Source organism: Streptomyces liliifuscus, assembly GCF_016598615.1.
Classification (GTDB): Bacteria; Actinomycetota; Actinomycetes; order Streptomycetales; family Streptomycetaceae; genus Streptomyces; species Streptomyces liliifuscus.
The window spans coordinates 8374001-8395728 of sequence record NZ_CP066831.1 but is presented as its reverse complement, the minus strand read 5'-3'; the positions used below and the strand labels follow the sequence as shown (position 1 = coordinate 8395728).

Sequence of the window (21728 nt, the reverse complement as noted above, 5' to 3'; positions counted from 1 at the left end):
AAGGAGAGGTCTAGAGGCCGACTTCCTGCATCAGCATCCCGACCTCGGTGTTCGACAGCCGGCGCAGCCAGCCCGACTTCTGGTCGCCCAGGGTGATCGGCCCGAAGGACACGCGCACGAGCTTGTCGACCGGGAAGCCGGCCTCGGCGAGCATGCGCCGCACGATGTGCTTGCGGCCCTCGTGGAGGGTCACCTCTACGAGGTAGTTCTTGCCGGTCTGCTCGACGACCCTGAAGTGGTCCGCCTTCGCGTACCCGTCCTCCAGCTGGATGCCGTCCTTGAGCTGCTTGCCCAGGTCGCGCGGGATCGGGCCCACGATGTGCGCGAGGTAGACCTTCTTCACGCCGTACTTGGGGTGTGTGAGGCGGTGTGCCAGCTCGCCGTGGTTGGTGAGCAGGATGACGCCCTCGGTCTCGGTGTCGAGCCGCCCGACGTGGAAGAGCCGCGTCTCACGGTTCGTCACGTAGTCACCGAGGCACTGACGGCCCTCCGTGTCCTCCATGGTCGACACGACACCGGCGGGCTTGTTCAGCGAGAAGAACTGGTACGACTGCGTGGCGACGGTCAGTCCGTCGACCTTGATCTCGTCGTTCTCCGGGTCGACGCGCATGCCCTGCTCGACGACGATCTCGCCGTTGACCTCGACCCTGGACTGCTCGACCAGCTCCTCGCAGGCACGCCGCGAACCGTAGCCCGCGCGCGCGAGCACCTTCTGCAGGCGCTCGCCCTCCTGCTCGGCGCCCGGGAAGGTCTTGGGCGTCTTGACCTCGGGCCTGCCCGCGTACCGGTCGCGGTTGCGCTCCTCGGTACGTGTCTCGTACTCACGGGAGCGCGCGTTCTCGGTGCGGCCACCGCGCTGCTGGCCCTGCTTGGGACCGCCCTTGGCACCGCCGCGGGCCGCGCTGCCGCGCCCCGACTTCGGGCCCTCGTGGGTGGCGCCGGGGCCTACGTCGTAGCGGCGCTCCTCCGGGCGGGGGTTGCCCGCGCGCTTCGGCCTGTCGTCGCGCCCTCCCGCGCTCCTCTGCGGGGAGCCGCCCCCACCGGTCCCGCGGGAGTTGCCGCCTCCACCGGAACCGCGGGGGTTGCCGCCCCCACCGGAGCCACGGGGGCCACCACCCCCGCCAGAACCGCGGGGGCCACCGCCTCCACCGGAACCGCGAGGGTTACCGCCCCCGCCGGTTCCGCGGGGGTTGCCGCGCCCGTTGTTCCTGCCACTGCCGCTGCCACTGCTTCGCATCAAAGTTCCGTCGTCGTCGTGTCGTCTGCATCTGCATCCGGTGCGTCCGGATCGAACGACGGGACCCCTTCCAGCGTCTCTGCTTCGATCGCGTCCGCCTCCGGAAGGAAGGGCGCGAGCTCCGGGAGCTCGTCCAGGCCGCGCAGGCCCATTCGCTCCAGGAAGTAGTTCGTCGTCCTGTACAGGATCGCACCTGTTTCGGGTTCCGCGCCCGCCTCCTCGACCAGACCCCTCTGCAGGAGGGTGCGCATCACGCCGTCGCAGTTCACTCCACGGACCGCCGAGACCCTGCTGCGGCTGACCGGCTGCCGGTACGCGACGACCGCGAGCGTCTCCAGCGCGGCCTGGGTGAGCCGGGCCTGCTGCCCGTCGAGGACGAAGCGCTCGACGGCCGCCGCGTACTCGGGCCGGCTGTAGAAACGCCAGCCGCCGGCGATGAGCCGCAGCTCGAAGCCGCGCCCCTGGACGGTGTACTCGTCGGCCAGCGCCCGCAGCGCGTCCGCGATCTTCCGCTTCGGCCGCTCCAGGATCTTCGAGAGGTGCTCCACGGTCGCGGGCTCGTCCACGACCATCAGAACAGCCTCCAGGGCGGGCCTGAGGTCGAGATCGGCGACGCCGGGCGGACCCGCCGGGGCCTCGGTGGTGTCCTCGCTCACGCCTTCTCCTCCTTGACCGGTTCCGGCGGCCTGTCGAACTCGTCCGTCACCGTCGGCTGCGCATCCCCGTCCCCGCCCGTCCAGCGCACCACCAGGTCCCCCAGAGCCTCCTCCTGGTCCAGGGAGACCGCCTTCTCCCGATAGAGCTCCAGAAGGGCCAGGAAACGCGCCACGACGGTGAGGGTGTCGTCGGTGTCCTCGACGAGCGAGCGGAAACTGGCCTCTCCGAGTTCCCGCAGCCGCGCCACCACGATCGCGGCCTGCTCCTGCACGCTCACGAGCGGCGCGTGGATGTGGTCGACGTACACCTGCGGCTTCGGCCTGGGCTGCATCGCCTTCACGGCGAGCTTGGCGAATCCTTCCGCCCCGATGCTGATGACGACTTCCGGCAGCAGCTCGGCGTGGTGCGCCTCCAGCCCGACGGTACGGGGGTAGCGGCGCGCCTCCTCGTCCAGGCGCCGGTTGAAGATCTCGGCGATCTGCTTGTACGCCCGGTACTGCAGGAGCCGCGCGAAGAGCAGGTCCCGGGCCTCCAGCAGCGCCAGGTCCGCCTCGTCCTCGACCTCGGCGGACGGCAGCAGCCGGGCGGCCTTCAGATCGAGCAGCGTCGCCGCGACGACCAGGAACTCGGTCGTCTGATCGAGATCCCAGTCCGGCCCCATCGCCCTGATGTGCGCCATGAACTCGTCGGTGACCTTGGAGAGCGCCACTTCGGTGACATCCATCTTGTGCTTGGAGATCAACTGAAGCAGCAGATCGAACGGCCCTTCGAAGTTGGCAAGCCGAACTTTGAAGACCCCGTCGTCGGGTTCGACGGGTTCCGGCTCACCGTCGGTGTTGTGGGCAGGCGTTCCGCAGGGCGGAACGGGTGGGCTCAACGCCCCACGGTCCGCAGCCGAAGTACCGTCCTCAACCCCGGACGGGCTCTCCGCCACAGGCGGCTCCGGCTCCGCCGCGGGCGGCAGGACCTCGCCTGGGGGCTCGGGCGGGGCCGCGCCCCCAGGCCCCCGCCCCAGCACACGCCGACGGCCACCGGAACCGCCGGAGGCCGTGGCAGGGACGTCGTTCGAGGTCATAGCCGTCGCAGGCTACCGCTACCGCCCGCGCAACCGTCGTACGAGGATGCTCGCGTCCCCACGGGATTCGAGATCTGCGAGCACCACGGCGACGGCCTCCCGCACGATCCGCCCACGATCGACGGCCAGCCCGTGCTCCCCACGGAGCACCAGCCGGGCGTGCTCCAGATCCATGAGCTCCTCGGCGGAGACGTACACCGTGATCTTCTCGTCGTGCCGCTCGCGCCCGCTGGGACGCCGCCCCGAGCCCCGCCCGCGCTTGCGCGGCTGCGCGCCCGCGGAGGGCCCGGCAGAACCTTCCTGCACTCCCTGGCGCCGCCCGGAACGGTCCCCGGCGGCGCCCCGACTCCGGGACTCCCCGTCAGCGGACTCGGCGTCGGAGGCGACATGTTCGTCGCCCTCGCCGTCGCCGCCCCGCACGGGTACCGACTGTGGGCCGTCCTCCCCGGCGGCAGCGGCGTCGCTCTCGCCCGCCGGAGCCGGTACCCGGGCCTCGCCGTTGGCCGGGCGCCTGGGGCTGGACGCCTGCAGCGCCATTCCCCCGGTCGTACGGAACAGTTCGTCGGCCCCCGGCAGACTCACTCGGCGTGACACCGGGCGAGCACCTCCCTGGCGAGCTGGCGATAGGCGGCGGCACCGACGGAGTTGGAGGCGTACGTCGTGATCGGCTCACCGGCGACCGTGGTCTCCGGGAAGCGGACGGTCCGGCCGATCACCGTGTGGTAGACGTGATCGTCGAACGCCTCGACCACGCGCGCGAGCACCTCACGGCTGTGCACGGTCCGCGAGTCGTACATCGTGGCGAGGATGCCGTCGAGCTCCAGCTCGGGGTTGAGCCGCTCCTGGACCTTCTCGATGGTCTCGGTGAGCAGCGCGACACCACGGAGGGCGAAGAACTCGCACTCGAGCGGCACGATCACCTTGTGCGCCGCCGTGAGGGCGTTGACGGTGAGCAGGCCGAGCGAGGGCTGACAGTCGATCACGATGTAGTCGTAGTCGGCCATCAGCGGCTTCAGGGCCCGCTGCAGTGTGGACTCGCGCGCGACCTCGGACACCAACTGGACCTCGGCGGCCGACAGGTCGATGTTGCTGGGCAGCAGGTCCATGTTCGGGACCGCCGTCTTCAGGAGCACCTCGTCGGCCGCCATGCCCCGCTCCATGAGCAGGTTGTAGACCGTGAGGTCGAGCTCCATCGGGTTGACGCCGAGACCCACGGACAGCGCGCCCTGCGGGTCGAAGTCGACGAGCAGGACCCGGCGTCCGTACTCCGCGAGCGCCGCGCCCAGGTTGATGGTCGACGTCGTCTTGCCCACGCCGCCCTTCTGGTTGCACATCGCGATGATCTTCGCGGGGCCGTGATCGGTCAGCGGGCCCGGGATCGGGAAGTACGGCAGCGGGCGCCCAGTCGGGCCGATGCGCTCGCGCCGCTGGCGCGCCGCGTCGGGCGCGAGCGTGGCCGCGTACTCCGGATCGGGCTCGTACTCGGCGTCGGGGTCGTAGAAATGCCCCTCGGGCAGGTCGTCGTAGTCGGCGAAGTGGGTGCGGTTCTCGCCACTTCCGTTGCCGGCCATGGCGTTCACGTGATGGCCATCCATGCTCTGGTGTGCTGTCTGAGTCATCTTCGGACTCTGGTGGGCTGCGAAGGTGCGCACAGCAACGGAGCCGACAGCCTCGAGCCCCGTGGGCCTTGAGCCCTGCGCAGGCATTCCTGGTTGACCACCCCCGGGAGTAAATGTCGACTCATTCACAAGTCGTCTTACCTCCTTGGTGACCAGGAAACTTCTAGATAGGTCAGCGTGGCACCATGCCGACGGTTGGCGACTCTATGGCGTGTCACCGCTCCGCAGCAACACAATCCGCCGGACCCGGCCCGATGTGTCGGCAACGGAACACCCCGCTGTCAAGGGCGTAAGGGCGTCGCACGGCAGGTTTCACGGGTGTGCGAAACGGTTCAAGGGTTACGTTCGAGGCGAGTTGAACGAGTCTCGCAAAGTGACTCGACACACATCCGGCCGGACCTTGTGGGACAAGGTCCGGCCGTACGCGCCATGTTGACGACCTGTGTTGACCTATCACCTTTTGTCGGTGGAGAGATCGGCCGACGGGTCGGGACAGATCGGTCGTATCGTCAGCCGAGCAGGGTCTCCAGCTCGACGTGCTCCAGGCCGTGCGCCTCCGCGACCTCGCGGTAAACGACCTTGCCGTCATGCGTGTTGAGACCCCGGGCGAGCGCCGGGTCACGGCGCAACGACTCGACCCAGCCGAGGTTCGCCAACTCCACGATGTAGGGCAGCGTCGCGTTCGTCAGGGCATAAGTCGACGTGTTGGGCACGGCGCCCGGCATGTTGGCGACGCAGTAGAAGACCGAGCCGTGGACCGGGAAGGTCGGCTCCGCGTGAGTCGTCGGACGGGAGTCCTCGAAGCAGCCGCCCTGGTCGATGGCGATGTCGACAAGAACACTTCCGGGCTTCATTCGCGACACGAGCTCGTTGGTGACCAGTTTCGGCGCCTTGGCGCCAGGGATGAGCACGGCGCCGATGACGAGGTCGGCCTCCAGGACGGCCTTCTCCAGCTCGAAGGAGTTGGACATGATCGCCCGGACCTTGGTGCCGAAGACCTTGTCGGCCTCGCGGAGCTTGTTGATGTCGCGGTCGAGCAGCGTGACGTGGAATCCCATGCCGACGGCGATCTGTGTGGCGTTCCAGCCGGAGACACCGCCGCCGATGACGACGGCTCGCGCGGGCTGCGTGCCGGGAACGCCACCGGGGAGCACACCGCGGCCGCCGACCGAGCGCATCAGGTGGTAGGCGCCGACCTGCGGGGCGAGGCGGCCCGCGACCTCGGACATCGGGGCGAGGAGCGGGAGCGCGCGGCTGGGCAGCTCGACCGTCTCGTAGGCGATCGCCGTGGTGCCGGACTCGACGAGCGCGTCGGTGCACTCCTTGGACGCGGCCAGGTGCAGGTAGGTGAAGAGCGTCTGGTCCTTGCGGAGGCGGTGGTACTCCTCGGCGATGGGCTCCTTGACCTTGAGCAGCAGGTCGGCGGTGGCCCAGACCTCGTCGGCGGTGGCGATGATCCGCGCACCGGCCGCGACGTACTCCTCGTCCGGGATCGAGGAGCCGACTCCGGCGTTCTGCTCGATGAGGACCTGGTGGCCGTGGCGCACCAGCTCGTGCACGCCGGCTGGGGTGATGGCCACCCGGAACTCGTTGTTCTTGACCTCGCGGGGGATGCCGACCTTCACGTCGATCACGGTCCTTGGCTCAGAAGGGGTCTGGGGTCACGCAACGCATGCCAGGACATGGCCCGACATACCGGCACGCACGGGAGCACACCGGGAGACACCACGAAAAGACGCGGCGGAGCCAGTCTAATGAAGGGATTCCCTCTGTCTAGCCTTTCAATGCATCAATCTTCCTCGGGTGTACTACGGATTTCGCAGGCGTTAGCGTCGTGTTCCCTGGTTGATGCGTCCTCCGGGAGCTCGTCACCCAGCATGCGCTCGGCCGCGCCGCGGTGCAGCCGGGCGGCCGCGGGGTCCCCCAGCCGGTCCAGCGTGTCGGCGAGCCGGAGGTGCAGCGCGGCCTGCAGCCGGGTGTCCTCGGCGCGGCGCGCCCACTCGACCGCCTCCTGGCAGATGGCGAGGGACTCCTCGGGCCGGCCCGCGTACTCCTGCACCCGCCCCATCTCGCTCAACGCCCTTGCCTGACCGGCCACATCGCCGTTCCTGCGGTAGCCGGTGATCGCCGAGCGCCAGTTGCGCAGCGCCTCGCCGTAGCGGCCCGCGTAGGTGTGCGCGGTGGCGATACGTCCGTGCAGCCGGGCCACGTCCTCGCGCTCGTCGCGCGCGAGCCGCTGGGCGAGGGCGCGCCCGAACCAGTCGGCGGCCCGATCGTGGTCCCCGAGCTCCTGGTGGGCACCGCCTACGGATTCCATCGCGCGGCCGGTCGCATACGGGTCGTTCGCCTCGCGTCCGGCGTCCAGAGCGGCCCGGTAGCGGGCCAGCGCGTTCCTCGTACGGCCGGTCTGGGCGTCCAGGTCGGCGAGGTTCAGCAGCGCGGCGGCCTTCTCGCGGGGCAGGTCCCGGCGCTCGGCCACGTCCAGGACGAGCCGGTGGATGCCGTACAGCTCGGGCGCCGCCGCCTGTGTGCCGAAGTGCGCGACCATCGCTCTGACCAGGGCGGCCATGAGGCGGCGGGCCAGTGTGTCCAGCTCACCGTCGGCGACCGCGAGCCGGGCCGCGGCGAGCAGCGCGGGCTGTCGGATGCGCAGCCAGTCGGCGGCCGCGCGGGGGTTCGGGAAGCGCAGTGCGCGGGGCATCCCGGCGAGCTTCTCGCGGGCCGGGGAGCTGTCGGTCTCGGTGATCGCGCGGCAGGACACCAGCAGCCGTACGGTCCGCTCCAGCATCCGGGCGCGGGCCAGCTGGAGTTCGGCCGGGCGGTCCTGGGTCTCGGTGAGCGAGCGCAGCAGCGGCAGCAGGCAGCCGGGCACCTCGTACTGCGGCAGGGGCGACTCGACGGACCGTACGAGACCGAGCCTGGTGAAGTCGTCCAGGGTGGTGCGGGCGGCGCCGACCGAACAGCCGGCCAGCGCGGACGCGGTGTGCGGGTCCACGAGGCCCGCGGGGGCGAGCGAGAGCAGTCGCAGTATCCGCGCGGCGGCCGAGGGCAGGGCCGCGTACGAGAGACGGAAGACACGTTCGAGAACGTCGAGCAGACGGCCTTCGTCACCCTCGGTACGCAGTTGCTTGGCCAGGTCGGCCACGGCCGCCTTGGGCCGGTGGGCCAGCCAGGCGCCGGCGAGGACGAGCGCGGCGGGCTGGGACGCGCAGATCTCCACGAGTCCCTGGGCCGCCAGCGGGTCGACGGTGATGCGCACCGAGCCGGTGTACCGGTCGAGAAGTTCGAGGGCGGACTTGGTGTCGAGGCCGCCGAGGGTGCAGGGCCGGACGTCGGAGATCCCGGTGAGAGGCCCGCCGGAGACGGCGACGACGAGACAGTCGGGGGTCTCCGGGAGGAGCACGTCGACCTGCTCGGCGTCCGCCGCGTCGTCCAGCAGGAGCAGTACACGGCGAGTGGCGAGCCCCTCGCGCAGCCGCTCGGAGAGCTCGTCCCCGTCGGCCCCTGCCGGGGCGGTCAGTTCGAGGGCGGCGAGCAGGTCACGGGCGGTTCGTTCGGTCGCCACGGGCGTCCCGTCGGGCTCCGTGAGCCGGGCCCGCAGGACGCCGTCCGGGTAACTGTCGGCGACCTGCCGTACGAGTTCCTCGGCGAGTGCGGTCCTGCCCGATCCGGGCTTGCCCGCGATGAGCAGCACGCGCGCGCGTGGCGCCTTCCGGCCCGCGAGGGTGTCCAGACCGGCCCGCTCGATGTCGGCCCGCAGCTCCTTCAACTCCCGTGTGCGGCCGAGGAACTGACTCTCCGTGGGGGAAGGCTCGGCAGCCGGGCGCTGCTCTTCCTCCGTCACCGCCGTGTCGCCGGCGTCCACCGCCTGGTCCGTCACGGGCCACACTCCCGTCCCACTGCACGCGCAAGCCCGCCGGGACTCCGGTCGGGGCGTTTCCAGAGCCTAGTTCACGCTCTGCGACGATCTGTGCGGAGCGCGGCGGGCACATCCCCCGATCGGATCAGGCGATCGTCACACCGGCAGGTCGGACGCGTGGGCCCAAGTGGATTCAGGGACGCGGGCTCGGCAGTGGGTTCAGGAACGGCTTCCGGGGCGTGTGCCGGAGTGGATCACGCCTCGAAGGGGCGTGCGGGCCACGGCGCCTCGGCCGGGCGCAGGGCGTCCAGGCCGTCGCCGTGCTGCGCCGCGATCAGCGAAAGCACGCCCACGACCAGGCAGTTGTTGTGCAGCTCCCCACCCAGGACACCCCGTACGAGCTCGTCGACGGGGACGCGGGAGAGCTCCATGTCGGCCTCCTCGTCCTCCACCTCGAAGCGCTGCCCCTCGGCCTCGGAGAGATCGCGGGCGAGGAAGATGCGCACGGCCTCGTCGCAGCCGCCGGGCGTGGTGAACACGTCGGTGAGCACGCGCCAGTCCTCGGCCTTCACATGGGCCTCTTCGTAGAGCTCGCGCTGGGCGGCGTGCAGCGGGTTCTCGCCGGGGATGTCGAGCAGCCCGGCCGGGATCTCCCAGAGCTTGTGGCGCACGGGGTGCCGGTACTGGCGGATGACCAGGACGCGGCCCTGGTCGTCGAGGGCGAGGACGGCCACCGAACCCGGGTGGACCTGGTAGTCACGGCGGACGACCGATCCATCGGGCATGACCACGTCGTCGGTGCGCACGGAGGTCTTGTTGCCCACGAACGGGGTCTCGGTCGCCGTGACCTCCCACTCCTCGGCGGTGTCCTTGATGGTCATGTCGACTTGTCCTCCCACACGCACGAATCTGCGCCCAACGTGAATACGCCCCACAGAGGCGATGAAGAAACCGGGGCACGCGCCTCAAAAGACACGCACCCCGGCAACCGTACAACCCGCGTGCTACTTGGCCGTCTTGCGCTCCACAGCGGCCTTGACCAGGCCCGCGAAGAGCGGGTGCGGCCGGGTCGGACGCGAGCGCAGCTCGGGGTGTGCCTGCGTCGCGACCAGGTAAGGGTGGACGTCCCGCGGGTACTCCACGTACTCCACGAGCTTGCCGTCCGGGGACGTCCCGGAGAACTGCAGACCGGCCTTCTTCTCCAGCTCGGCACGGTAGGAGTTGTTCACCTCGTAGCGGTGGCGGTGGCGCTCCTCGACGTACTCCTTGCCGTCGTACACCTCGCGCACGATCGAGCCCTCGGCGAGCTTGGCGGGGTACATGCCCAGGCGCATCGTGCCGCCCATGTCGCCGTCGCCCGCGACGATGTCGAGCTGCTCGGCCATGGTGGAGATGACCGGGTGGCCGGTGGCGGAGTCGAACTCGGTGGAGTTGGCGTCCGGGATGTCGGCGAGGTTGCGCGCGGCCTCGATCACGATGCACTGCAGGCCCAGGCAGAGACCGAGCAGCGGGATCCTGTTCTCGCGGGCGTACTGGATGGCGCCGACCTTGCCGGACACACCGCGGTCGCCGAAGCCGCCGGGGATGCAGATCGCGTCCACGTCACCGAGCTGCTTGGCGGCGCCCGCCGGGGTCTTGCAGTCGTCCGAGGTGACCCACTTGATCTTCACGCGGGCCTTGTTGGCGAAACCGCCCGCGCGCAGGGCCTCGGTGACCGAAAGGTAGGCGTCGGGCAGATCGATGTACTTGCCGACGAGCGCCATGTTGATCTCGTGGACCGGGCGGTGGACGCGGTCCAGCAGGTCGTCCCAGATCGTCCAGTCCACGTCACGGAACGGGAGGTCGAGCTTACGGACGACATAGGCGTCCAGGCCCTCGGTGTGCAGGACCTTCGGGATGTCGTAGATGGACTTGGCGTCGATGGCCGCGACCACGGCCGCCTCGTCGACGTCGCACATCAGGGAGATCTTGCGCTTGATCGCGGTGGGCACCTCGCGGTCGGCGCGCAGCACGATCGCGTCTGGCTGGATACCGATGCTGCGCAATGCCGCAACCGAATGCTGGGTCGGCTTCGTCTTCAGCTCCCCGGAGGGGCCGATGTACGGAAGGAGCGAGATGTGGACGACGAACACATTGTCGCGACCGACCTCGTGACGGACCTGACGGACGGTCTCAAGGAACGGCTGCGACTCGATGTCGCCGACGGTGCCGCCGACCTCGGTGATGACGACGTCGACGTCGTCGGTGGCCATGCGCCGGATGCGGTGCTTGATCTCGTTGGTGATGTGCGGGATGACCTGCACGGTGTCGCCGAGGTACTCGCCGCGCCGCTCCTTGGCGATGACCGTCGAGTAGACCTGCCCGGTGGTGACGTTGGCGGAGCCGTCCAGGTCGACGTCGAGGAAGCGCTCGTAGTGGCCGATGTCCAGGTCGGTCTCGGCGCCGTCGTTGGTGACGAACACCTCACCGTGCTGGAACGGGTTCATGGTGCCCGGGTCGACGTTGAGATACGGGTCGAGCTTCTGCATGGTGACCCGCAGACCCCGCGCCTTGAGCAGCGCGCCCAGGCTGGAGGCGGTCAGGCCCTTGCCGAGGGAGGAGGCGACACCCCCGGTGACGAAGATGTGCTTGGTCGTCGTGGCTGTGCTGTTTCGAAAAGCAGCGGGCGGCATGGCCAAGAGGGGGCTCCCGTGGTCGCGGTGTCTGGTGCGGTACGGCTGCCCGACCCGGAGGATTCCGGAGGTGCCGTCGCTGCGGTTCGGGGGTCCCTTTTCCTGCCGGGGCGCCCACCGGTCCACGGGCTACCAGGGTATCAGCGACGGGACGAGGCTGCTTCCGGCCACGCTCTGCACATGGGTAGACACGGACCACACTCGTGCTCACTCGTTCGGCTCAGACGGGTTGTCGGGAGCGGCGCGCGGATCATCAGCGTGCGTCGTATCCTGCTCGGACGATCGCTGCCGAGTCAGGCCGGCAAACGGCACCACCCACGCCCGTCGCCCGGAACTTCGAGAGCTCGTCAGTTCGTTTCGCTACGACATCACCACGACAATTGACGTCGCGCGACGACGATTTACATACGTTCCCTTGACCGCAAAGAGCGACCGCCCCTCGGGGGCGACGTGGCCGTTCGACTGGAGTTGCACGTGGCCGGGCGCATCGAAGACTACGCACTAATCGGAGACATGCAGACAGCCGCGCTGGTCTGCAGGGACGGCACGGTGGACTGGCTGTGCCTCCCCCGCTTCGACTCCCACGCCGTCTTCGCAGGACTTCTCGGCACGGAGGAACACGGATTCTGGCGGCTCGGTCCGGCGCACGCGGCCGACGCCGAACCGCCGACCGCGGTCCGCCGTCGCTATCGCGGCGACTCGCTGATCCTGGAATCCGAGTGGGACACGTCACGCGGCACGGTCCGCGTGACTGATTTCATGCCTCCGCGTGACGGCGCGCCGCAGCTGATCCGGATCGTCGAGGGCGTCACCGGACGTGTCCCGATGCGCTCCGCGCTGCGCATGCGTTTCTCGTACGGGCGTGTGGTGCCCTGGGTGCACAAGCACGAGGGTCGGACGGTGGCTGTCGCCGGGCCCGACTCGGTGTGGTTCGACACCGAGTGCGAGACCTACGGCAAGGCATTGACGACGTACTCGGACTTCACGGTCGCGCCGGGTGACCGGATCGCGTTCACTATCTCCTGGGAGCCCTCGCACAAGCAGCCGCCCGCGCTCCCGGAGCCGGAGGCCTCCCTGGAGGCGACCGAGGAGTTCTGGCGCGAGTGGGTGGACCAGTGCACGTATCACGGGCCCTACCGCGAGGCCGTGGTCCGTTCGCTGATCACGCTGAAGGCGCTGACGTACGGGCCGACGGGCGGCATCGTCGCCGCGCCGACCACGTCCCTGCCGGAGGAGATCGGCGGTGTCCGCAACTGGGACTACCGCTACACCTGGCTGCGTGACGCGGCGATCACCCTGTCGTCGCTGCTGCGCACGGGCTACCGCGAGGAGGCGCGTGCCTGGCGCGAGTGGCTGCTGCGCGCGGTCGCCGGCGACCCGGAGAACCTGCAGATCATGTACGGCATCGCGGGCGAGCGGGAGTTGGGCGAGGCGGAGCTCGACTGGCTTCCCGGATACGAGAACTCCGGGCCCGTACGGGTCGGGAACGGCGCCGCGCACCAGCTTCAGCTGGATGTGTACGGCGAGGTGACGGAGGCTCTGCACCTGGCCCATATGACGGGTCTGGCCCGCAACGACTACGCCTCGCTCCTCCAGCTCAAGCTGATCCGCTACCTGGAGGACCACTGGGACGAGCCGGACGAGGGCATCTGGGAGGTGCGCGGCCCGCGCCGCCACTTCGTTCACTCGAAGGTGATGGCCTGGGTCGCCGTCGACCGGACGATCAAGCTAATCGAGTCCGGCGACGCGGACGGCCCGCTGGAGAAGTGGCGCGAACTGCGCGACGACATCCACCGGGACGTGTGTGAGAAGGGTTACGACAAGGAGCGCAACACCTTCACGCAGTCGTACGGCTCGAAGGAGCTGGACGCCTCCCTGCTGCTGATCCCGCAGATGGGCTTCCTGCCGCCGGACGACAAGCGCGTGATCGGCACGATCGAGGCCATCCAGCGCGAACTGTCCACGTCGGACGGCTTCATCCTGCGCTACCCGACCTCCGGCGAGGACGCGGGCGTGGACGGCCTGGAGGGCGACGAGGGCGCGTTCCTCGCCTGCTCGTTCTGGATGGCGGACGACCTCGCGATGATCGGCCGCGTGGACGAGGCCCGCAAGCTCTTCGAGAAGCTGCTGGCCCTGCGCAACGACCTCGGTCTCCTCGCGGAGGAGTGGGACCCGGTTCTGCAGCGCCAGGTCGGCAACTTCCCGCAGGCGTTCAGTCACGTGCCGCTGATCGACACGGCACTGCGTCTGACGGCTTCCGGGGCGTACGGAGGCTGACGCGAGGACCGTGCGGCTGCCCCAGGGTGGCCGCACGGCGTCCTGCCCGCGGGCTCGGCGCGACCGACGGCCCCCGCCCGCCTAGGCTGGAAGCACCTACATGCCCCTGCTCTGGAAGGGGGGCGGCCATGGCTTCCCTCTCGAAGGCGGGCGCGGCGCTCGCCGCACTCCGCGAGGATCTCGCCGGTGACGTGCTCGCCCCCGGGGATCCGGGGTACGACGAGGCCCGGACGGTCTTCAACGCGATGATCGACCGGCGGCCGGCGGTGATCGCGCAGTGCGCGAACGAGGCCGATGTCGCGCGGTCGGTGCGGTTCGCCCGGGACCTGGATCTGAAGATCGCGGTCCGCGGCGGCGGCCACAGCGTGGCGGGCATGGCCCTGAACGACGGCGGTCTGGTCGTCGACCTGCGCCGGATGCACGAGGTGACCGTCCACCCCGGAGCGGCGGCGGTACGCGTCGGGGGCGGCGCGACGATGAGTCACATGGACCGCGCCACCGAGCCGTACCACCTGGCGACGACCGGGGGCCGGGCCTCGACGACCGGGGTCGGCGGTTTCGTGCTGGGCGGCGGAAGCGGCTGGCTGGAGCGGAAGTTCGGGCTCGCGATCGACAACCTGCTCGGCGTCGACCTGGTGACCGCGGACGGCTCGGCGGTCCACGCGAGCGCCGAGGAGAACCCCGAGCTGTTCTGGGCGCTGCACGGCGGCGGCGGGAACTTCGGCGTCGCGACCGCGCTGACCCTGAGACTGCACGAGCTGCCCGAGTTCGCGATGGCCATGCTGCTGTACCGCCCGGAGTCCGGGCCGGAGGTGGCCCGCGTCTTCCGCGAGATCATGGAGACCGGGCCGGTGGAGGCGGCCGGCGGCGTGCTCTACATGACGGGACCGCCCGAGGAGTTCGTCCCCGAGCACCTGGTCGGCACGCTCCTGTGCGGGGCGCTCGTGACATACGCGGGCAGCGAGGACGACCTGCGCAAGACCGCCCAGCCCCTGCTGGCGCTGCCGCACGAGGTGGAGATGGTCACGGCGATCCCGTACGCGGACCTCCAGTGCATGATCGACGATCCGCCGGGGATGCGGAACTACTGGTCGGCGGAGTATCTGACGGGCGCGCCCGACGAACTCGTGGACGTCTTCTGTGCCCGCGCGGACACGATGCCGGTGCCCACCGGAACCCAGCACGTGCTGTTCCCGCTGGGCGGCGCGGTCGCCGACGGCCCCCGCGCGTACCCGGTGCCGTACCGGGACTCGCCCTGGGCCGTGCACCCGTTCGGCATCTGGGAGGACCCCGCGGACGACGAGCGCTGCGTGCGGTGGGTGCGGGACGTGCGCGCCGACGTCCGGCCGTGGAGCACCGGCGCGGTCTACCTCAACTTCATCGGCGACGAGGGTGAGGACCGCGTGGAGGCGGGCCTGGGCGCCGAGAACACCCGGCGGCTCGCGGCCGTGAAGGCCCACTACGACCCGGACAACGTGTTCCGCTTCAACCACAACATCGCGCCCGCGTAGGCCCTGTCCGGCACGTCACGGCAGGTGGAGGACGAGGTAGCGTCCGCGTCATGGACAGCCGTATCGACACGCCGGACACGCACGGTGGCGGGATCACCGTGCAGCGGGCCCTGGAGCTGCCCGGGCTGCGCGGCGGCCTGCCGGAGATCCTCGCGGGGGCCGACCGGCTGGGCCGCACCGTCCGCTGGGTGCACGCGGGCGAGGTACCGAACATCGCGTCGCTCCTGAAGGGCGGCGAACTGCTCCTGACCACGGGGTACGGGCTCGGCACCCGCCCCGCCGACCAGCGCGCCTTCGTCCGCACCCTCGCCGAGCGCGGCATCGCGGCCCTGGTCGTGGAACTGGGGCCGCGCTTCACCCGGCTGCCCGCGGCCCTCGTGGAGACGGCCCGTACGGCCGGTCTGCCGCTGGTCCAACTGCACCGCGAGGTGCCGTTCGTGACGGTCACCGAGGAGATCCACACCGAGATCGTCAACGGCCACTACGCGCTGCTCCAGCAGGCCGAGGAGGTGCACCGGCGCTGCACCCAGGCCCTGCTCGGCGGGGGCGGTATCCCCCAGGTCCTCGGCATCCTGGCCGACTTCAGCGGCAACCCGGTCTTCCTGGAGACCCCGGACGGACAGCTCCTGTACGCCGCCGGGACCGGACCTGCGAACGCCGACCCGCTCCAGGTGTGGGAGGGGCTGCGCGGCCAGCACCAGGACGATCCGCCGGCGGGGTCGGTCCTCGTGGACGTGCCGGGCGGCGGTCCCGGCACCGGCTCGGTCCGGGCCCGGCTCGTCCTGCTGCCCGTGAACGCCCCCAACGCCCCGCTCGCACCCGTGCACCGCATCGCGGCGGAACGGGCCGCGGGCGTCCTCGCCGTGGTCCTGATGCAGGCCCGCCAGGAGGAGGAGCTGGCGGCGCGCGGGCGCGGCGACTTCCTCACCGACCTCGCCGAGGGCCGTATCGCCGCCGAGGACGCGCCCGCGCAGGCCCGTGTGCTCGGCTTCAAGCCCGGTCCCGGACCGCTGCTCCCGGTGGTGATGAGGCTCGCCGACGGACTGCCTCCCGGCGGGGGCTGGGCCGTCCTGGCGCGCGCGGTCGCCGAGGAGCTGGCCTCGGTGGGGGTGCCGGTCCTGCTGGGCGTACGCCCTGTCGAGGGCCGCGTACCGCTGCTGGTTGGCCTGCGTTCGGAGTCCGAGCGGGCGGCCGTCGCGGACCGGGTCGCGGCGGCGCTGCGGGCCGGTGTGGAGCGGGCGGGCATGCAGCGTCCGGGGGCGCAGCCGCCGGTCGTGGTGGTCGGCGTGGCGGGCGGCTGGACGGCCGCGTCGGCGAGCCTGCGGCATGCGGCCGAGACGGCCACGGCGGCCCAGGGACTGTCCGACCGCCCCTGGTACGACGCCCGCCGCCTGGACATCGACCTGCTGCTGTGGCGGCTGCGGGACCACCGGGACCTGGCCGCCTTCGTGGACCGCGCCATCGGCCCGCTCCGCGACCACGACAACCGCTCCAAGCCTCCGCTGCTGCCCACCCTGGAGACGTATCTGGCGCACGCGGGCCGCAAGGCGGAGACCGCGCGCGAGCTGCATCTCAACCGGCAGACGCTCTACAACCGGCTCGCGAGGATCGGGGAGCTGCTCGGGACGGACCTCGACGACCCGCAGACGGTACTGGCGCTGAGCCTGGCGCTGCGGGCCCGCAGGCTCGTCCCGTAGGCCGCCGCGCTCGTCTGCCGTCCAACGGAAGCCGTCCTACGGCAGCGGCAAGGGCTTGGTCAGTTCGTCGTACACGCTGAGGACTTGGGCCACCGTCTCGTCCTCGGTCGGCCAAGTGGCCACCTGGAGCGTGCCCTTGTCCTTGAGGAGCTCGCGCCGGGCGGGGTCGGCGAGAAGAGCCTCGACGGCCTCGGCGAGCGCTTCGGAGTCTCCGTGCGGGACGAGTTCGGCCGCGTCGCCGACGAGTTCGGGGATGCCTCCGGCGGCAGCCGCGACGAGCGGCACGCGCGCGTGGAGGGCCTCCTGGGCGAGCACGGAGCGCGACTCCCAGCTGCCGGGCAGCAGCGCGAGATCGGCGGCTGCGAGCAGTTCCCCGATGTCGTCACGCGGGCCGACCAGACGTACGGGCAGCCCCTCGTTCACGATGCGCCGCTGGAGTTCACCGCGCAGCGGCCCCTCCCCGGCGATCACGAGCAGGGGTACGGGATCGAGCCGCCGCCACGCGCGCGTGGCGTCCAGCAGCGTGTCGTACCCCCGGTGCCGGTCGAGTGAGCCGACGGCCATCAGCAACGGCCGGTCGGTCGCGCCGAGTTCGGCCCGCGCCTTGGGGCGCAGCCGGTCGGCGTCCTCGCTCTCGGCGAGGGGCCGGCGCGGGGCGGGCAGCGCGACCGCGGCGAGCCGCGCGTCCCGGGCGCCCCTGCTGCGGGCCCGGTCGACGAGGTCGGAGGAGGATCCGAGGACCACGGACGCGGCCCTGGCCACGCGCCGCTCAAGGAGGCGCAGCAGATGCGCCCGCGCGCCCTCGGCGTACGGGCGGGAGTGCAGGGTGACGACGAGCGGGACGCGCCGTCCGCTGAGCGCGAGCGCGGCCCGCAGCGCGGAGTGCAGCCCGTGCGCGTGCACCAGGTCGGCGTCCGCGCAGGCCGCCCGCAGCACGGCCATGGAGGTCGGGTCGTTCCGCCTCGGCACATGCACGTGGTCGGCCCCGACACCACTGAAGTCGTACGTGTGGTCGGCCGCGGCCGGGGCGCACACGGTGACCCGCACGCCCCGGGCGACGAGCCCCGACGTCAGCGACCGCACATGGGCACAGCTGCCCGCGCTGCCGCCGCCGAGCACTTGGACAGTGCGCAGCGGCGGCTGTCCGGGCGGTGAGTGGCTGCTCACGTGGATCACGTGGCCGGGGCTCCTGGTTCGGCGTCGGGCGGTCACGAAGAAACGTACAGAAGGAACGCGCGGTGGGGGTGTACCGCTCGGGTTCCTCTTCCAAGGATGCCAGGGCTCGCGGGAGTTGCGGACCATCGAGGGCGTGGGGTGGGGGTGGGTGGCGGAGACGGGGTGCGGGTGATCACTCACACGAGTGAGGGATGGCCGGTGGCCGTCCCGCGGAGCGAGCGGGCGTGCGCGCTGCCGCGGAGGGCACACAGGCCCTGCCGCGGAGCGGCGGCTATCCGTCGGCGCGGGCCGCCGCCAGCAACTCCTCCGCGTGTGCCCGTGCCGTCTCCGAGTCCTCCTGCCCGGCCAGCATCCGCGACAGCTCCCGTACCCGCTCCTCGCCCTCCAGGACCTTCACCCCGGACCGTGTGACCGACCCGTCGTTGGTCTTCTCGACCAGCAACTGCCGGTCGGCGAAGGCGGCCACCTGGGGCAGATGGGTGACGACGACGACCTGCGCGCTCTTGGCGAGCTTGGCGAGCCGCCGCCCGATCTCGACCGCGGCCTTGCCGCCCACACCCGCGTCGACCTCGTCGAAGAGATACGTCGGCACCGGATCCGTACCCGCGAACACGACCTCGACGGCGAGCATGACGCGCGAGAGCTCACCGCCGGACGCCCCCTTGGCGATGGGCCGCGGCGGCGCCCCCGGATGCGGGGCGAGGAGCAGTTCGACCTCGTCGACGCCGGCGGGCCCGTACGAGACCGGACGTCCGCCGACCTCCACGCCCTCCGGGTCCTCGGTCTGCCGGATCTCGAACGACACGCGCGCGTGCGGCATGGCGAGCGAGGCGAGTTCGGCGGTCACGGCAGCGGCGAAGCGCTCGGCGGCCTCCGTACGGGCGTCCGTCAACGCCTGTGCCAGTCCGCCCAGTTCGGCCCGCAGCGCGTCCCGCTCGGCCGTCAGCTCGCCGAGCCGGTCGTCGTCGCCGTCCAACTCCAGGAGCCGCGCGGCCCCTTGTTCCGCCCAGGTCAGAACCGTGCCGACATCCTCGCCGTACTTGCGGGTCAGCGCGGTGAGCGCGGCGCGGCGCTCCTCGACCGCCGCGAGCCGCAGCGGGTCGGCGTCGAGGTCGTCGGCGTATCCCGCCAGCTCCCCCGCCACATCGCCCAGCAGGATCCCGATCTCCCCGATGCGGCCCGCCAGCGCGCCGAGCGCCGCGTCGTGTGACCGTACGGCCTCCAGGGCCCGGTGTGCGCCCGCGACGAGCGTCGTGGCGTCGATGCCCTCGGGGTCCTCGGGATTGCCCGCGAGGGCGGCGTGCGCGGCCGTGGCGGCGGACGCGAGCGCCTCCGCGTGCCCGAGCCGCTCGGCCTCGGCCGCCAGCTCTACGTCCTCGCCCGGGCGGGGCTCCACCGCGGCGATCTCGTCGAGCCCGAAGCGCAGCATGTCGGCTTCCTGGGCGCGTTCCCGTGCGCGGGTGGTGATCTCGTCCAGCTCGTTGGAGATGGCGCGCAGCCGTCGGTAGGCGCCCGCGTACTTGGCGAGCGGCACGGCGACGGCGTCGCCCGCGTAACGGTCGAGGGCCTGCCGCTGGCGGGACAGCTTGAGCAGCCCCTGCTGGTCGGTCTGGCCGTGCACGGCCACCAGGTCGTCGGCGAGCTCGGCGAGCAGCCCCACGGGCACGGAACGCCCGCCCAGGTGCGCCCGTGAGCGCCCCTCGGCGGAAACGGTACGGCTGATGAGCAGCACGCCGTCGTCGAGCTCGGCGCCGGCCTCCTCGGCCCGTACGACGGCCGAGGCGCCGTCGGGTACGGAGATCCGCCCCTCCACGACCGCGTTCTTGGCCCCGATCCGCACGAGGGCGGGGTCGGCGCGCCCGCCCAGCAGCAGGCCCAGGCTGGTGACCACCATCGTCTTGCCCGCGCCGGTCTCACCGGTCACGGCGGTGAAGCCGGGTGACAGCTCGACGACCGCGTCGTCGATGACTCCGAGCGACCGTATCCGCATCTCCTCCAACACGGACATGACCATACGAGGTTTCTCCCACCCGGCGCGACGCCGCCCCAGTCCCTCCACAATCGCCCCGGTCCGGTTGACCGAATTGCCCGTCTCCCGGCTGCGGGCGCGAAGGACGAAAGACAGGGGCGCAGCCCCGTCTTTCAGGGGCGCGGGGAACTGCGCGAGCAACCCCCACCGGCCCGCACCAGACCAACAACATCCCCCCGCCCCCTGCGGAGCACTCAGTGCGGAGCGCCCCGCCAACCCGCCACCGGCAGCGCGAACTTCGCGACGAGCCGATCGGTGAACGAGGCATGGTGCAGCCGCGCCAACCGCACCGGCACGGCCCCCCGCCGCACCTCCACCCGCGCACCGGGCGGCAGCTCGATCGTGCGGCGGCCGTCGCACCACAGCACCCCGGGCGGGATGTGCGGCAGCACCTCCACGGCCAGCACCGAGTTCGGCGAGGTCACCAGCGGCTTGGCGAACAGGGCGTGCGCGCTGATCGGCACCATCAGCAGCGCCTCGACCTCCGGCCACACCACGGGCCCGCCCGCGGAGAACGCGTACGCCGTCGACCCGGTCGGCGTCGACAGGACGATCCCGTCGCAGCCGAAGCCGGTCACCGGCCGCCCGTCGATCTCCAGCACGACCTCAAGGAGCTTCTCGGCCCCCGCCTTCTGCACGGCGGCCTCGTTCAGCGCCCAGTCCGTGTGGACGACATCGCCGTTGCTGTGCACGACGACGTCGACGGTCATGCGCTCCTCGACCTCGTACGCCTTCGTCACCACCCGGTCGACGACCTTGTCGAGGTCGTCGCGCTCGGCCTCCGCGAGGAAGCCGACACGCCCGAGGTTGACGCCGAGCATGGGCACCCCGGAGGCGCGGGCGAACTCCGCGCCGCGCAGCAGCGTCCCGTCACCGCCGAGGACGATCAGCAGTTCACACCCGTCGAGGCACTCCGGTGTCGCCTCCTTGACGAGTTCCACGCTCTCCGGCAGCGGCAGATCGGCCGCCTCCGCCTCCAGGACCCGTACGCCGAGACCGGAACGCACCAGCCCCTGGACGACGAGCTCGGCACTGCGGATGGCCGCGGGCCGTCCGGTGTGGGCGAGCAGGAAAACAGTACGAGCTCGGGTCTGTGTCAACGCGGCCCCTCCGCCACTGCACGGTCAACGTCGGCCGGGTCCAGTGCGGGTGCCCCGGCACGCAGCCACAGAAAGTACTCGACATTCCCCGAGGGCCCGGGCAACGGACTGGCCGTCACGCCGTTCACCCCGAGTCCCAGTTCCCCCGCCTGCCGGGCCACACCGCGCACGGCGTCCGCCCGTAGCTCGGGGCTGCGGACGACTCCGCCGCTCCCGAGCCGTTCCCTGCCCACCTCGAACTGCGGCTTGACCATCATCACCAGGTCGGCTCCGGGCGCCGCGCACCGCACAAGGGCGGGCAGCACCAGGCCGAGTGGGATGAAGGACAAGTCACCGACAATAAGATCCACCGGCTCCCCATCGATCGCCTCCAACGTCAACTCGCGTACGTTCGTACGGTCCTTGACGGTGACGCGTTCATCACTCTGAAGAGACCAGGCCAACTGCCCGTACCCGACGTCCACGGCGACGACGTGGGCGACGCCCGCGCGCAGCAGCACATCGGTGAACCCGCCGGTCGAGGCGCCGGCGTCCAGGGCCCGCCGTCCCTCGACCGCCAGGCCGAGCGGTACGAAGGCCTCCAGCGCCCCGGCGAGCTTGTGGCCGCCGCGCGAGACGTAGTCGGGATCGTCGTCGTCCTGGGTGACCAGGATGGCGGCGGCGGTCTCCACCTGGGTGGCGGGTTTGGTCGCGAGGGTCTTGCCGACGGTGACCCGCCCGGCGGCGATCAGCTGTCCGGCGTGCTCGCGCGAGCGGGCGAGTTTACGTCGGACCAGTTCGGCGTCGAGGCGGCGTCGTGCCACTCCTGCCACGTTCGGT

The 21728-nt window shown here is 71.2% G+C and carries 16 protein-coding genes; 3 read left to right on the top strand and 13 right to left on the bottom strand.

Going from position 1 to position 21728, the window contains the following annotated elements; all coding sequences use genetic code 11:
* Positions 1 to 10: 10 nt before the first annotated feature.
* From JEQ17_RS36215 to JEQ17_RS36175, 9 genes are all read right to left on the bottom strand, one after another.
* The gene (locus JEQ17_RS36215) at positions 11 to 1237 is read right to left on the bottom strand and encodes a pseudouridine synthase (RefSeq protein WP_200399184.1); all 1227 of its coding nucleotides are present in this window, start codon (positions 1235 to 1237) and stop codon (positions 11 to 13) included.
* A complete protein-coding gene (gene scpB / locus JEQ17_RS36210) occupies positions 1237 to 1893 on the bottom strand; it encodes an SMC-Scp complex subunit ScpB (RefSeq protein WP_200399183.1) in 657 nt (218 codons plus the stop codon). Before scpB ends, JEQ17_RS36215 begins: the two co-directional genes overlap by 1 nt.
* Complete coding sequence (locus JEQ17_RS36205) at positions 1890 to 2969, bottom strand: segregation and condensation protein A (protein ID WP_200399182.1); 1080 nt, start codon at positions 2967 to 2969, stop codon at positions 1890 to 1892. The genes scpB and JEQ17_RS36205 overlap by 4 nt, the downstream gene beginning before the upstream one ends.
* 18 nt (positions 2970 to 2987) lie before the next feature.
* A complete protein-coding gene (locus tag JEQ17_RS36200) occupies positions 2988 to 3563 on the bottom strand; it encodes a hypothetical protein (protein WP_200399181.1) in 576 nt (191 codons plus the stop codon).
* Positions 3548 to 4675, bottom strand: a complete 1128-nt coding sequence (locus tag JEQ17_RS36195; protein ID WP_079053143.1) for a ParA family protein — start codon at positions 4673 to 4675, stop codon at positions 3548 to 3550. Before JEQ17_RS36195 ends, JEQ17_RS36200 begins: the two co-directional genes overlap by 16 nt.
* 422 nt (positions 4676 to 5097) lie before the next feature.
* Positions 5098 to 6213: an alanine dehydrogenase gene (ald, locus tag JEQ17_RS36190; protein ID WP_200401901.1), complete on the bottom strand. Its 1116-nt coding sequence runs from the start codon at positions 6211 to 6213 to the stop codon at positions 5098 to 5100.
* A 164-nt stretch (positions 6214 to 6377) separates the two neighbouring features.
* The gene (locus JEQ17_RS36185; RefSeq protein ID WP_200399180.1) at positions 6378 to 8468 is read right to left on the bottom strand and encodes a tetratricopeptide repeat protein; all 2091 of its coding nucleotides are present in this window, start codon (positions 8466 to 8468) and stop codon (positions 6378 to 6380) included.
* A 233-nt stretch (positions 8469 to 8701) separates the two neighbouring features.
* The gene (locus tag JEQ17_RS36180; protein ID WP_200399179.1) at positions 8702 to 9328 is read right to left on the bottom strand and encodes an NUDIX domain-containing protein; all 627 of its coding nucleotides are present in this window, start codon (positions 9326 to 9328) and stop codon (positions 8702 to 8704) included.
* Between the two features lie 123 nt (positions 9329 to 9451).
* Entirely contained in the window at positions 9452 to 11119 is a 1668-nt protein-coding gene (locus JEQ17_RS36175) for a CTP synthase (protein ID WP_200401900.1), read from the bottom strand.
* Positions 11120 to 11593: 474 nt separating this feature from the next.
* On the opposite strand from JEQ17_RS36175, the gene JEQ17_RS36170 reads away from it, so the two are divergent.
* The 3 genes from JEQ17_RS36170 to JEQ17_RS36160 all read left to right on the top strand — a co-directional run bounded on the left by JEQ17_RS36170 (position 11594) and on the right by JEQ17_RS36160 (position 16604).
* A complete protein-coding gene (locus JEQ17_RS36170) occupies positions 11594 to 13396 on the top strand; it encodes a glycoside hydrolase family 15 protein (protein ID WP_200399178.1) in 1803 nt (600 codons plus the stop codon).
* 128 nt (positions 13397 to 13524) lie between these two features.
* Positions 13525 to 14907, top strand: a complete 1383-nt coding sequence (locus tag JEQ17_RS36165; protein WP_200399177.1) for an FAD-binding oxidoreductase — start codon at positions 13525 to 13527, stop codon at positions 14905 to 14907.
* 50 nt (positions 14908 to 14957) lie between these two features.
* Positions 14958 to 16604 (top strand): PucR family transcriptional regulator, encoded by a 1647-nt coding sequence (locus JEQ17_RS36160; protein ID WP_200399176.1) that lies wholly within the window; start codon positions 14958 to 14960, stop codon positions 16602 to 16604.
* Positions 16605 to 16640: 36 nt separating this feature from the next.
* Here the strand turns inward: JEQ17_RS36160 and JEQ17_RS36155 are convergent, their stop codons facing one another.
* From JEQ17_RS36155 to JEQ17_RS36140, 4 genes are all read right to left on the bottom strand, one after another.
* On the bottom strand, positions 16641 to 17780 hold the full coding sequence (locus JEQ17_RS36155) for a glycosyltransferase family 4 protein (protein ID WP_200399175.1): 1140 nt from the start codon (positions 17778 to 17780) through the stop codon (positions 16641 to 16643).
* Positions 17781 to 18051: 271 nt separating this feature from the next.
* A complete protein-coding gene (recN, locus tag JEQ17_RS36150; RefSeq protein WP_200399174.1) occupies positions 18052 to 19794 on the bottom strand; it encodes a DNA repair protein RecN in 1743 nt (580 codons plus the stop codon).
* A gap of 209 nt (positions 19795 to 20003) precedes the next feature.
* A complete protein-coding gene (locus JEQ17_RS36145; protein ID WP_200399173.1) occupies positions 20004 to 20909 on the bottom strand; it encodes an NAD kinase in 906 nt (301 codons plus the stop codon).
* Positions 20906 to 21721, bottom strand: coding sequence for a TlyA family RNA methyltransferase (locus JEQ17_RS36140; protein ID WP_200399172.1), 816 nt, complete (start codon positions 21719 to 21721; stop codon positions 20906 to 20908). Before JEQ17_RS36140 ends, JEQ17_RS36145 begins: the two co-directional genes overlap by 4 nt.
* Between the last annotated feature and the right edge of the window lie 7 nt (positions 21722 to 21728).